Source organism: Sphingomonas sp., assembly GCF_051962185.1.
GTDB lineage: Bacteria > Pseudomonadota > Alphaproteobacteria > Sphingomonadales > Sphingomonadaceae > Sphingomonas.
In genome coordinates this window covers 1-12,421 of sequence record NZ_JBQCCN010000004.1, presented here as the reverse complement: position 1 = coordinate 12,421, position 12,421 = coordinate 1, and the positions used below count along the sequence as shown (strand labels likewise).

Annotated in this window: 17 protein-coding genes and 1 riboswitch; of the genes, 12 read left to right on the top strand and 5 right to left on the bottom strand. The window is 67.5% G+C overall.

All coding sequences use genetic code 11. From position 1 onward, the window contains the following. Positions 1-180: 180 nt before the first annotated feature. The 11 genes from ACTHJR_RS00305 to ACTHJR_RS00255 all read left to right on the top strand — a co-directional run bounded on the left by ACTHJR_RS00305 (position 181) and on the right by ACTHJR_RS00255 (position 8,024). Entirely contained in the window at positions 181-816 is a 636-nt protein-coding gene (locus ACTHJR_RS00305) for a nicotinate-nucleotide adenylyltransferase (protein WP_440521028.1), read from the top strand. An 8-nt stretch (positions 817-824) separates the two neighbouring features. After that, positions 825-1,211, top strand: a complete 387-nt coding sequence (gene rsfS / locus ACTHJR_RS00300; protein ID WP_440521027.1) for a ribosome silencing factor — start codon at positions 825-827, stop codon at positions 1,209-1,211. Between the two features lie 7 nt (positions 1,212-1,218). Beyond that, positions 1,219-1,419 (top strand): hypothetical protein, encoded by a 201-nt coding sequence (locus ACTHJR_RS00295; RefSeq protein WP_440521026.1) that lies wholly within the window; start codon positions 1,219-1,221, stop codon positions 1,417-1,419. A gap of 12 nt (positions 1,420-1,431) precedes the next feature. Further along, positions 1,432-1,854 carry a 23S rRNA (pseudouridine(1915)-N(3))-methyltransferase RlmH gene (locus tag ACTHJR_RS00290; protein ID WP_440521025.1) on the top strand — a complete coding sequence of 141 codons (423 nt, stop codon included), beginning with the start codon at positions 1,432-1,434 and terminating at the stop codon, positions 1,852-1,854. A gap of 4 nt (positions 1,855-1,858) precedes the next feature. Beyond that, positions 1,859-3,031, top strand: coding sequence for a murein hydrolase activator EnvC family protein (locus ACTHJR_RS00285; protein ID WP_440521024.1), 1,173 nt, complete (start codon positions 1,859-1,861; stop codon positions 3,029-3,031). Positions 3,032-3,091: 60 nt separating this feature from the next. Next, positions 3,092-4,435, top strand: coding sequence for a S41 family peptidase (locus ACTHJR_RS00280; RefSeq protein WP_440521023.1), 1,344 nt, complete (start codon positions 3,092-3,094; stop codon positions 4,433-4,435). A 7-nt stretch (positions 4,436-4,442) separates the two neighbouring features. Continuing rightward, positions 4,443-4,913 (top strand): disulfide bond formation protein B, encoded by a 471-nt coding sequence (locus ACTHJR_RS00275; protein WP_440521022.1) that lies wholly within the window; start codon positions 4,443-4,445, stop codon positions 4,911-4,913. Continuing rightward, complete coding sequence (locus tag ACTHJR_RS00270; RefSeq protein ID WP_440521021.1) at positions 4,910-5,446, top strand: demethoxyubiquinone hydroxylase family protein; 537 nt, start codon at positions 4,910-4,912, stop codon at positions 5,444-5,446. The genes ACTHJR_RS00275 and ACTHJR_RS00270 overlap by 4 nt, the downstream gene beginning before the upstream one ends. 27 nt (positions 5,447-5,473) lie before the next feature. After that, complete coding sequence (locus ACTHJR_RS00265) at positions 5,474-5,923, top strand: hypothetical protein (RefSeq protein ID WP_440521020.1); 450 nt, start codon at positions 5,474-5,476, stop codon at positions 5,921-5,923. Positions 5,924-6,112: 189 nt separating this feature from the next. Next, positions 6,113-6,625, top strand: a complete 513-nt coding sequence (locus ACTHJR_RS00260; protein WP_440521019.1) for a DUF2306 domain-containing protein — start codon at positions 6,113-6,115, stop codon at positions 6,623-6,625. A gap of 7 nt (positions 6,626-6,632) precedes the next feature. After that, positions 6,633-8,024 carry a hypothetical protein gene (locus ACTHJR_RS00255; RefSeq protein ID WP_440521018.1) on the top strand — a complete coding sequence of 464 codons (1,392 nt, stop codon included), beginning with the start codon at positions 6,633-6,635 and terminating at the stop codon, positions 8,022-8,024. A 36-nt stretch (positions 8,025-8,060) separates the two neighbouring features. On the opposite strand, the gene ACTHJR_RS00250 is transcribed toward ACTHJR_RS00255, so the two are convergent. Further along, entirely contained in the window at positions 8,061-8,675 is a 615-nt protein-coding gene (locus tag ACTHJR_RS00250; RefSeq protein WP_440521017.1) for a hypothetical protein, read from the bottom strand. 101 nt (positions 8,676-8,776) lie between these two features. Further along, positions 8,777-9,520: a TonB family protein gene (locus ACTHJR_RS00245; RefSeq protein WP_440521016.1), complete on the bottom strand. Its 744-nt coding sequence runs from the start codon at positions 9,518-9,520 to the stop codon at positions 8,777-8,779. Between the two features lie 86 nt (positions 9,521-9,606). After that, a riboswitch (ZMP/ZTP riboswitch) is annotated at positions 9,607-9,685 on the top strand. Between the two features lie 17 nt (positions 9,686-9,702). Here ACTHJR_RS00245 and ACTHJR_RS00240 point away from each other — a divergent pair. Then, positions 9,703-10,401, top strand: a complete 699-nt coding sequence (locus ACTHJR_RS00240) for a DJ-1/PfpI family protein (RefSeq protein ID WP_440521015.1) — start codon at positions 9,703-9,705, stop codon at positions 10,399-10,401. Here ACTHJR_RS00240 and ACTHJR_RS00235 read toward each other — a convergent pair. The 3 genes from ACTHJR_RS00235 to ACTHJR_RS00225 all read right to left on the bottom strand — a co-directional run. Beyond that, positions 10,367-11,017, bottom strand: coding sequence for a DedA family protein (locus ACTHJR_RS00235; protein ID WP_440521014.1), 651 nt, complete (start codon positions 11,015-11,017; stop codon positions 10,367-10,369). The two genes, ACTHJR_RS00240 and ACTHJR_RS00235, sit on opposite strands and share 35 nt — an antisense overlap. A gap of 210 nt (positions 11,018-11,227) precedes the next feature. Then, entirely contained in the window at positions 11,228-11,737 is a 510-nt protein-coding gene (locus ACTHJR_RS00230) for a hemerythrin domain-containing protein (protein ID WP_440521013.1), read from the bottom strand. Between the two features lie 136 nt (positions 11,738-11,873). Beyond that, the coding region (locus ACTHJR_RS00225) for a UdgX family uracil-DNA binding protein (protein WP_440521012.1) at positions 11,874-12,421 on the bottom strand (548 nt) is incomplete at its 5' end.

Sequence of the window (12,421 nt, the reverse complement as noted above, 5' to 3'; positions counted from 1 at the left end):
AGGGGAGGGCATGTCCAGATGACGGCCGATAATGACACGCCCTCCCCCGGCCCCTCCCGCAAGCGGGAGGGGGGTTACGCTCGCCGTCCGCCGAACGCCCCTTGCCCGCCGCACGCCGCCCGTCCACAGAGGGGCGATGATCCTTCCCCATCCCGCATCCAAGGAAGCGTCCGGCAACTGATGGCGGGAGCGTTGCGCGTCGGGCTGTTGGGCGGGTCGTTCAATCCCGCGCATTCGGGGCATCGGGCGATCAGCCTGGCGGCGATCAAGGCGCTCGATCTCGACGAGGTCTGGTGGATGGTCTCGCCCGGCAACCCGCTCAAGGACAAGGCGACCGACATGGCGCCGTTCGCGGTGCGCTTCGCCTCCGCCCGCGCGATGGCCGGCCACGCACCGATCCGCGTCACCGCGATCGAGCAGCGACTGGGCACGCGCTACACGGTCGACACGCTCGCCAAGCTGCAATTGCTCTATTCGCGGATCGATTTCATCTGGCTGATGGGCGAGGACAATCTGATCAATTTCGACCAGTGGAAGGGTTGGCGCCACATAGCGAAATCGATCCCGATTGCGGTCATCGCGCGTCCGGGCTATGATCATGCCGCTCAGGCGGTGCCCGCCATGGGTTGGTTGCGGCGCTTTTTCCGGCCCGTACACCAGGCGAAGAACTGGACGACGTGGAGATTGCCAGCCCTCGTGCTGCTACGTTTCCGCCCTGATTCCACCTCAGCCACCAGGCTGCGTTTGGCCGATCCGGCCTGGCAGCGTCGTTTCCTTCGCCGCGCACACGAAGACCCTCCTTCACCCACATCATAGGACCCACATTGGCCACTAACCCGCATGCGTACCGCTCGTCCGACCCCGAAGGGGCCGAGGCGCTGCACCAGCTTGTCCTGTCGAGCCTGGACGACGATCAGGCGGTCGACACCATTTCCATTCCGCTCGCCGGCAAGTCCTCGATCGCCGATCACATGGTGATCGCCAGCGGCCGCTCGACCCGCCAGGTCGCGTCGATGGCGCAGAAGCTCGCCGAGCGGATCAAGGCCGAGACCGGTCGCGGCCCGCGCATCGAGGGCCTGCCGACCGCCGACTGGGTGCTGATCGACGCCGGCGACGTGATCGTCCACCTGTTCCGTCCCGAAGTCCGCACCTTCTACAATCTCGAGCGGATGTGGGCGTTCGGCGACGGTCCGTCGGGTTCGTCGCACTAAAGCGGCCATGGAACTTGCCGCGGTACTGGCCGTCACGCTGCCGGTGGCGCTGATATTCTGCATCGTTCGCCTGATCGTCGACCTGCGAGGGCGGCGCGCCGGATGGGCCGTCGCCGATCTGGCCGTCGCCGGCTTGCTGGTGTGGACGGCGCTGGCACCGATCCAGACTCACGCCGTCAAGGTCGACCTGATCCCGGCCAGCCGCTGAGACGTCGGGCCGATGCTCCTCCACATCATCGCGCGGGGACGGATCGGACGCAGTCCCGAGGCGGAACTGGTTGACCGCTACTTGAAGCGCGTGAACTGGCCGACGCGCGTTACCGAATTGCCCGATGCGGGGGGGAAAATGCCCGTGATCGAGCCGCAGACCCGCGTGGTCATGCTCGACGAGACCGGCGACACGCCGGGATCGATCGCTTTCGCCGAGAAGATCGGCCGCTGGCGCGACGACGGCGTGCGCGAAATACGCTTCCTGATCGGCGCGGCGGACGGATTCTCGGCCGAGGAGCGCAAGGCCGCCGACTGGCTGGTGTCGTTCGGGCGACTGACCTGGCCGCACATGCTGGCGCGCGCGATGCTCGCCGAGCAATTGTGGCGCGCGGCCTCGATCCTTGCCAACCACCCCTATCATCGCGAAGGATAGCCTGGTGCGCGCCGCCTGGACCCTCGCTTTGCTGCCGATCGCCGCGGCGTTCGTCGCGAGCCAGGGCAATGCGCAATCGGATCTCGCCGACCAGCAGCGCCGGCTGCTCGCGGCGCGCGCGCAATCGGCCGCCGCCGCCGAGCGCGCCCAGCGGCTCGACGCCGCCGCCAAGGCCGAGAACGACCAGGCGGCCAAGGCCCGCGCCGAGGAAGCGGCGCTCGGCGCGCGGATCCAGCAAGCGCAGGCCGATATCGCCGCGGCGAGCGCGCGGGTGGCGCTGGTCGACCGCCTGCTCGGCGACGAGCAGACGCGACTCGCCGATCAGCAGGGGCCGATCGCAAGGCTGGTCGCAGCGCGCTGTTCGCTGGCGCAGCGGCCCGACGCGGTCGCGGTGATGCAGCCGGGATCGGTCGCCGATCTCGTTCATGTCCGCGCGGTGATCGGCGGCACCTTGCCCCAGGTGCGCGCGCGCACCGCCGGGCTGCGCGCCGACCTCGATCGCACGCGCAAGCTTCGCGCCGACGCCCTGCTCGCGGCGCGCAGCCTGAGCGACGGCCGTCGCCGACTCGAGACCAACCGCATCGCATTGGCGCGGATGGAGGCTGAGCATCGGCTAAAATCGCAGGATCTCAGCCGCTCGGCACTGGCCGAAAGCGATCGCGCGATCGGGCTGGGCGAGCGCGCCCGCGACCTGGTCGACGACATGCAAGTGACGACCAACGCCGCGGACACCGCGCGCGCGCTGTCGGCGCTGGCGGGGCCGCTACCACGGCCGGGCGACACTGCCACCCCGCTGTCCTGGACCGCGGCGACCGCGCCATGGCGCGTGCCGGTGACCGGCAAGCTGACCACCGGGTTCGGCGAGATGTCCGACGCAGGCGTCACCTCACGCGGGCTGAGCTGGGCAGTCGCGGGCGGTGCCGACATCATCGCGCCGGCGGCGGGCAAGGTCGCCTTCGCGGGTCCGTTTCGCGATTACGGCAGGATCGTCGTTATCGATCATGGCGGCGGCTGGACCACGCTGTTTATCGGCCTCGGCACGCTATCGGTGACGACCGGCGAGCGTGTCGGGCAAGGCGCGCTGCTCGGCGCGGCGCCGTCGGGCGAGGACCGCACGGTCACCGCCGAATTGCGTCGCAAGGGCCGGCCGGTCGATCCGGTAGCGCTGACTGGCTAGGCCGATCGAATAAGGCTACATGACATCCAAGTTGAGCAGAACGGAAACGCAGTAAACTCCATGGCCCGTGCTTTTACCTGGCTCCAGGCGACCGCGATCGCCGGCGCCATCGCGCTCGTCCCCACCGCCACCGCCGCGATGGCCGCCTCCGACGGCGACACCTATCGAGAGATCGACCGGTTCATGGAGGTCTTCAACCAGGTCAAGAAGTCGTATGTCGACAAGGTCGACGACAAGACGCTGATCCGCGGCGCGATCGACGGCATGCTCAACAGCCTCGACCCGCATTCCTCGTACATGGACGCGGTCGACTTCCAGAACATGAAGATCCTGACCGAGGGCAATTACGGCGGCCTCGGTCTCTCGGTCACGATGCAGGACGGCGCGGTCAAGGTCATCGCCCCGCAGGAGGACACGCCCGCCTGGCGCGCGGGGATCAAGGCCGGCGATTACATCACCAATATCGACGGCCAGCTGATCTATGGCGAGACGCTCGACGAGGCGATCACCGCGATGCGCGGCAAGCCCGGCACCAAGATCTCTCTGACCCTGGTCCGCCCGGGTCGCGACAAGCCTATCGACGTCAGCCTGGTTCGCGAGGTCATCGTCCAGAAGCCGGTGAAGTGGGAAGTCAAGGACGGCATCGGCTACATCAACATCAACACGTTCAGCGAGAATACCGGCGCCGACGTGCGCTCCGCGATCTCGAGCATCGACAAGTCGCTCGGGCACAAGCCGCTCGGCTATGTCGTCGACCTGCGCGACAATGGCGGCGGCCTGCTGAGCCAAGCGATCGAGGTGTCGGACGCCTTCCTGTCGTACGGCGAGATCGTCAGCCAGCGCGGCCGCGAGCCGACCGATATCGAGCGTTACTACGCCAAGCCAGGCGACCTCGCGGGCGGCCTGCCGGTGATCGTGCTGACCAATGCCGGCACCGCCTCCGCCTCGGAGATCGTCGCCGGCGCGCTGCAGGACCATCATCGCGCGCTGATCATGGGCGAGCGCAGCTTCGGCAAGGGATCGGTGCAGACGCTGCTCCAGCTCGACGAGAACAGCGCGTTGCGCCTGACCACCGCGCGCTACTACACGCCGTCGGGCCGATCGGTGCAGGAAGGCGGCATCCGTCCCGACGTCGCGGTGCCGCAAATCTCAGACCCCGATTACAAGTCGCGCCCGATCTTCCGCGAGGCCGATCTGCGCAAGCATCTGGTCAACGAGGTCAAGTCGGACAACGCGATCCTCGAAGAGGATACCAAGACCGATCCGCGCTTCGCGGCGACGCCCGACGAGCTCAAGAAGAAGGGCATCACCGACTTCCAATTGTGGTACGCGTTGCAGACGATCGGGCGGTTGGCCAAGGTGCCGGCGGTGGCCACCGCCGCCGTCACCCCGAAGAAGCGCTGAGGCCGGGATGACGTCGTTCCAGAAAGCCCGCGCGCTGGCGCTGCTGATCCCCGCCGCCTTGCTGGCCGGCGCCTGGGGATTCCAGCTGATCGGGCATCTCTATCCGTGCGAGATGTGCCATTGGCAGCGCTGGCCGCATTACGCCGCCTTGCCGCTCGCCTTGCTCGCCTTCGTACCGGCGCTGCCGCAGCGGCTGCTGGTCGCGCTCGCCGCGATCGCCATCGCCGTCAGCGGCGCGATCGGCGTCGCGCATGCCGGGGTCGAATATCATTGGTGGCAGGGCTTCACCGCCTGCACCTCGACCTTCAGCGCCGGCGGCGACACGCTGAGCGCGATCATGAACGCGCCGGTGGTGCGCTGCGACGCGCCGCAATGGACCTTCGCGGGCATTTCGCTCGCCGGGTTCAACGCGATCATCTCGATCCTGGGCGCGCTCACGATCGCCGTCCTGCTGACTCGCCGGAGCCGGGCGGCATGACCGGCTGGCGGCCTGGCGACCCGCGCCCGCGGACCGACTCGATGATCCGGGTCGACCAGGCCGGCGAATATGGCGCGACGCGCATCTATGCCGGGCAATTGGCGATCATGGGCGACCGCTCGCCCGCCGCGCGCGAGATCGCCGGCATGGCGCGGCAAGAGGAGCGCCACCGCGCGTTCTTCGACAAGATGGTCGCCGCCCGCGGGGTGCGCCCCACCCTGCTCCAGCCGTTCTGGAACGTCGCCGGCTTCGCGCTCGGCGCGGCGACCGCGGCGATCGGCCCCGAAGCCGCGATGGCCTGCACCGCGGCGGTCGAAACCGAGATCGACAAACATTATTCAGAGCAGCTTCAGCAACTGGGCGTTAGCGATCCCGAACTGTCGGCGGCGATCGCGGAATTCCAGGCCGAGGAGGTCGAGCATCGCGAGACCGCGCTGGCGCACGGCGCCGAAGCGGCGCCGGCCTATCCGCTGATGTCGGCGCTGATCCGGCTCGGCTGCCGGGTGGCGATCGAAACCGCCAAGCGCTTCTAGGCGTTGGCGGCGAGGAGGGAGACGAAGATGCGCAGTTTCGCCCTGGCGGCGCTGGCCGCGACCGTGATCGCGATACCCGCCGCCGCGCAGACGGTGGCCGGTCCCGGCGTCCCGCCGGCGCCCCGGCCGACCGCGCCCGGCCCGGTGTCGCGCAACGCACCGGTCAACGGCGTGCTGGTGCTCTACGGCAACGAGCGATGCCCGACCGACAAGGACGGCAACGAGATCGTCGTCTGCACCCGCCGCGACGCCTCCGAGCAATTCCGCGTCCCCAAGGAATTGCGCGAGTTCAAGATCACGCCCGAGAACGAGAGCTGGGCGTTGCGCGCGCAAGGCACGCTCGATACCGGCGCGTCGGGGATCGGCTCGTGCTCGGCGATCGGCCCAGGCGGTTCGCTCGGCTGCTCGCAACAGCAGTTCAGGGAGTCGAAGCAGGTCAACAAGGACCGCAAGGCCGCCGAGGACGAGGGGAAATAGACTATTCTTAACCCCTCCCCTTCAGGGAAGGGGTTGGGGTGGGGAGCCACGGGCGACGGGCTCTGCGAGACGTCCCCCACCCCCAACCCCTCCCCTGAAGGGGAGGGGCTTACCCGATAAACGTACCCCGCCGGTTGCTGACCGCAATCTCGCCCCCTAGGCTCGCCCCACACACAAAACGGGGGACCGATGGCGACGTTGTTCATGAAAGCCGGCACCAAGATCGGCTCGATCGCACCCAATGGCTATGACAAGGCGCTGTCCGGGGCGGCGGGGCTGTTGCTGGTCGCGGTGATCGTCGCGCTGGCCCGGGGCCATGCGCAATGGTCGCAGGTGCCGGCGATCATCTGGGCACATCTGCTTACCGTCCTGATCTCGCTGGCGCTGACTCCCTGGATGTTGCTCCGCCCGCGCGGCACGCCGACCCATCGTCTGCTCGGCAAGATCTGGGTGCTGGCGATGGTCGCGACAGCGGCGCTCAGCCTGTTCGTGAAGACGATCAATCCCGGCCATTTCAGCGTCATCCACCTCCTTTCCATCTTCGTCCTGATCATGGCGCCACGCGTGTGGCTGACCGCGCGCGCACATCAGGTGGCGCGGCATCGCGCGACGGTGCGCGGGCTGGTCACCGCCGCGTTGTTGATCGCGGGGTTCTTCACCCTGCCGCCGTTCCGGCTGCTCGGCGGCTGGTTGCTCGGCTAAGACCGGCGTGACGCGAACGCGGCTGCTGCTGTTCGTGCTGGTCTGGCTGTCATGCGCCTGGTTCGGATCCTGGGCGCTCAATCCCAATAACGCGACGCGAATGTATGCCGGCATGGCACTGGTCGAGCATGGCGATGCGCGGATCGATGCCTATCAGGCGCTGACCATCGACAAGGCCGAGTTCGGCGGCCATGTCTATATGGACAAGGCGCCCGGCATGACGCTGTTGGCGCTGCCGGCGATGGCGCTGGCCGACCATCTCGGGCCACCGCTCGAGTACCTTCCGCCGACGATCTACGACGCTGGTTTCGAGCATTACATGACGGTGCGGCTGCGGCTAGCGGTGGCGATGGTCAGCGCGATCATCGCCGCCCTGGCGACACTGGCATTGCACGATCTCGGCTATCGGCTGACCGGCAACGCGAGCGCCGCGCTGGTCGCGAGCCTGGGCTTCGCGCTCGGCACGCCGGTCTGGGGCTGGTCGACCACCTTGTTCGGCCATGCGCCGGTCGCGGGCTTGTTCGTGGTCGCGATCTGGGCCTTGTGGCGCGCGGGCGAGAGGCACGCGCGGCGCTTCGCCGCGATCGGCGGCGCGGCGCTGGGGCTAGCGGTATTGATCGAGTTCGAAGCCGCCGCGGCGGGATCGGCCATCGCGATCTGGGGCGCGATCCGGCTATGGCGTGCCGACCGGCGCGCGGTCCCGACGGCCGCGCTCGCCGGGCTGGCGACATTGCTGGTCCCCTTCGTCGCCTACAATATGATCGCCTTCGGCACCCCGTTCCGGCTCGGCTATTCGGGCGTCGTCGGCTTCGCCGGCATGAAGGAAGGGCTGTTCGGGCTGACGGCGCCCAAGCCGATGGTGCTGCTGAAGATCCTGCTCGGGCTGCGCCGCGGGCTGGTCTGGGTGGCGCCGGTGCTGATCCCTGCCGCGATCGGGCTATGGCCGCTGGCGAAGGCTCATCGCGGGCTCGCCGCCATGCTGATCGTAGCCGCGCTTGCCGTGCTGCTGATCAATTCGGCCTATGTCTATTGGGACGGCGGCCACTCGACCGGCCCGCGCCATTCGATCCCCGCGATCGGTCTGATCGCGATCGGTCTGGCGCCGTTCTGGGCGAGCCTGAAGCATGGCTGGGAACGGGCGATCACCGGCGGGCTGCTGCTGGTGTCGATCGCCATCAACCTGATGATCGCGGCGGCGACCATCACCGCGCCCGATACCTATCGCTTCCCCCTGGCCGACCCGATCCTGACCGACTGGCGGACCGGGCAGTTGCGCACGCTGCCCAGCGATTTCCTCGCCTGGAGCCCGACGGCAGGCGTGGCGGCCTATGTCGTGCTGGCGGCCGCGCTCGCCGGATTGCTGCTTGCCCAACACCGGCGGACCCTGCCCCAGCCGTGACCGCTCGGTGGCGGCTTCGGCAAGGAGCCCGAACGATTAAAGCTTCTGCCGGGATTGCAGCAATTGCTTGTCCTTCTCGAGATCGCGCAGATGTTGGTCATGGGTGGTTATCGATACCCAGCCCTTGTCGAGATGGCCGGCATGTTCGCCGCCGTCGCTGCCATCGGCGTCGAAGCGGACGAAGCAGGTCGGCAAATCCCATTCGGCCCGGACCACGGCGAATTTGGTGCCAAAGGCGTTTTGCACGTCTACGCGGTCGGACTTGGTCGGCTTGCCGAATTTCTCGGTCAATTGAGCAAGGACGAAATCCTGCGACTCGACGCCGCTAGTTTCCATCGTGAAGAACTGAACCACGCCATTCTCGACATAGGCATCGATTTCCGATCCGAACACTGGCGGATTGGCGAAATGAAGTTCGCGGAATTTCGCCGAATCGGCGTCGCTGGAGGCCATCGTCGGAAACTCATAGGTCCAGCATGTCGATGCGACCGTTATGGGATTTTCCTGCGCGCACCGGGGAACGGCGAACTCCTGGCCGAGCGCGACTCCGAAAACCGTGACGGGCGCGGCCTGTGCCGATGCAGACACGGCAGACGATGCCGCGACGACCAGACTCGCGATACCAAAGACAACCGCCCGCAATTTCTTCATCGACAACGCCCCCGATGGAATCGAAGCCGGAACGCTATTCGGATTGCGCCTGAAGTCCAGCCTCGGGGTTTTGGCACCAGCGATCGACCATACGCTCGCCCTTAGCGCAACTTACTGAACTGACGGGCATACTCGCCTTCGGGCCGCATCACGTCGACCAGCAATTTATCCGGCTGCTTGCGGCATTGCTCGATCGCGTCGAGCCAATGCGCCTCGAATCCCTTGGCCGCGCCCAGCACGCCCTGGACGTCGCCGGCTCCCTTCTCACGAAGCGCGACGAGCGTGTCGAGGCCGATCAGCATCGTGTAGAGTTCGTGGTCCTGCCACTTGGTGTCGGGATGCGCCCGGCGCCACCAATCCATGTCGAGCACGAATTGCCTGCAGCCATAATGGACCAGCCCGCCGCCCGGCAGCGACGATTTATAGGCGACCAGATCGACCGGCATCGACACCACCACGGGAATCGCCTGGCCCTCGGCATCGGTCGCGGGCTTGAAGGTCGAGGCCGCCGCCGTGTCGAGCGCCAATTTGTCGAGCACCGGCGCACCGCTCGGCTTGGCGACCCGTGCCGCGATGAAATGGCCGTCGACATCGATCACGCCGGAAACCTTGATCACGCCGTGATGACCGAGCGCGCGCTCGCTGTCGGGCAGGTCCGCCTTGGGCCCGCTGACGAAATGCGGCGGCACTTTCATTCGGGCGCGGTTCGCGGCGGCGGCGGCGACAACCGGGTCGACCGGCGCGGTAGCCGGCGTGGAGGCCGGCGCGTTGCTCGGCGTCGGCACGGACGGCGGTGTCGCGGACTGGGCGGCGCTTTGCAGCAGCACGGCAAGAAGGATCGGCATGCGCTCTTCCTGACCGGACGTACGACGACAGTCCACGGAATATGTCGCCGCGCGCTTGGCCCCGGCGCGAGAACCCGATACGATCATGCGCGTCGCGTGACTGGCGAAACCGTGGGGCACCACAGGGGAGCGCGGCATGCGACGCCGCTCGCCTGGGCATCCGCCGAACGAGGAGCATGCGCATGGCCAGCATCCCGCCGATTTCCGTCGCTTTCCTGCTGTTTCCCAACGTCACCCAGCTCGACCTGACCGGGCCGGCGCAGGTCCTGTCGCGGCTGGGCAATGTCCGGCTCGACCTGGTGTGGAAGGGTCGCGACCCGATCCGCACCGACGCCGGCTTCGCGATCGTGCCGACCGCGACCTTCGCCGACATTCCCCGGGCGGACATCCTCTGTGTACCTGGCGGCATGGGGGTAACCGACGTGATCGAGGATGACGCGGCGATGGCCTGGGTGCGATCGGTCGGCGCCGAAGCGCGCTGGGTGACGAGCGTCTGCACCGGGTCGCTGATCCTCGGCGCGGCGGGGCTGTTGAAGGGTTATCGCGCCGCCACGCATTGGTCGTGGCGCGAGTATCTTCCGATGTTCGGTGCCGAAATGGTGCCCGAACGCGTGGTGGTCGATCGCAACCGCGTGACCGGCGGCGGCGTGACCGCGGGGATCGATTTCGCGCTGACCCTGATGGCCGAGGTCCGCGGCGAGCCATTCGCCAAGGCGGTGCAGCTCAGCCTCGAATACGATCCCTCGCCGCCGTTCGACGCCGGCTCACCGGAAAAGGCCGGGCCCGATCTCGTCGCGACCTACCAGCGGCGGGTGACGCAGCTCGCGCCCGATCGCGAGGAACGGTTCAGGGCCGCGGCGGCGCGTCTGGGCTTTTCCTGACGCCGCGCAGGCGGTGCCACAGATAGAAGGCGACCGCGGCGACCAGCAATGCCGCGATGACGACGTCGGCCGAATGGAACGCCGCCTTCAGCCGCGGATCGCTGTCCCATGCCTTGCCGAGCTTCATGCCGATCCAGGCGAGCCCGAAGCACCAGGGCCAGGAGCCGAGGAAAGTGTAGATATGGAACGGCACCAGTCGCATCCGCGCGACCCCGGCGGGGAAGGCGATGAACGAGCGGATCACCGGCAACAGCCGCCCGATCAGCACCGCGATCGAGCCATAGCGGTCGAAGAAGCGATCGGCGGCGTCGATCTCGCCCGGGCCGACCAGCACGTATTTGCCCCATTTGAGCGCGAGCGGGCGGCCGCCGCGCTTGCCGATCTCATAAGCGACGATCGAGCCGAGATTGCAGCCGATCGCCCCCGCGGTCGCCGCTAGGACCAGGCTGAACCGGCCGGTCGAGACGAGATAGCCGGCGAACGGCATGATGATTTCCGACGGCAACGGGATGCACGCGCTTTCGATCGCCATCAGCAGCACGATGCCGAGATAGCCGCCCGACGAGATCACGGTGATGATGATGCCGGCGAGCCAGCCCAGGATTTTCTCGATCATGGGACCGATCGATGCGCAGAACGGCCGGTTGGGGTCAATCGCCGATTTGGGCGATCGCCCGCGCCCGGGACGCGGCATCTGCTCTGGCCGCGTCGGCCGGGGCGCCGGCGACGGGACCCAACGGATGGCTCATGTCCTCCCGCTCCCCGCGTCTCCGGTAGCCGGCGATGACGATAGACGAGCCTTCGGTCCGGCGAGCGCTCGCGCCCGTCAGACCTCCGCTTCGACGAAGGTCGCCGTCTCCGGTCGGGGCAGCCCGCCCTTCTTGTAGGTCGCGACCAATTCTTCCTTGCGGGCGCGAAGTTCGTCGCCGAGCGCGTCCATGTCGAGGCCGGCGCGACGCGCCTGCGAGAACATGCCTTCGAGGCGCTGCTCCTCTTCCTTGACGTGATGCTCGATCTGTTCGGACAGCACCTGGACCTTCGCATCGTAGAAATCGTCGTCGGGGCCGCCCGCTTCGATCTCGGCGATCAATACCTTGGCGCCGTCATGTTCGACGAACGCTTCCTTGAGCAGGTCGTCATCGACCTTGCCCTCGCAGGCCGGGTAGAAAATCTCTTCCTCGATCTTGGTATGGACGGTCAGTTCGAGGCAGATACGCTCGGCGATCGACTGCTTCTTGCCTTCGCCCTTGGCCTTTTCGAAATCCTCGAACAATTGTTCGACGGCGCGGTGATCCGCCTTCAGCAGGGCGATCGCATCGGGTTGCTTGTCGGCCATGTCTTTCTCCTCCGTTTTCGGGGCCGCAACCCGTCTCCGGCGCGATTCGTTCCCGCGCCGGGTCGCGCGCGTCGATCGCGCAGAGGGGAATGCGCGCACAGGCTAATCCAGATCAGTACGAATCCATCCAGCCACGTCAGCCGCGGAGGCGCTTCGCGATCGCTTTCAGGTCCGCGACGAATTTGGCGAATTCCTCGTGCCGCGCGTCCTCGTCGGGGAGCCGCAAGAGGAAGCTCGGATGAACGGTGATCCAGGCCTCGCCGATCTCGGGCAGATCGTGCGGGCGGCCGCGTTCGCGGCTGATCGTCATGACCTTGCCGAACAGCGAGCGCGCCGCGGTCGCGCCCAGCGCGACGGTCACCTTGGGCTTCACCAGCGCCAGTTCCTGGTCGATCCACCAGCGACACGCGGCGATTTCCCCCGCGTCGGGCTTGGAATGGATGCGGCGCTTGCCGCGCTGTTCGTATTTGAAATGCTTGACCGCGTTCGAGACATAGACGCGCGCGCGGTCGATCCCGGCCTCGCCCAGCGCGCGGTCGAACATCTGGCCGGCGGGGCCGACGAACGGCTTGCCGGCGAGATCCTCCTGGTCGCCCGGCTGCTCGCCGACGAACACGAGATCGGCGTCGACCGGCCCCTCGCCGAACACCGTCTGCGTGGCGTGCTTGTAGAGGTCGCAACGCC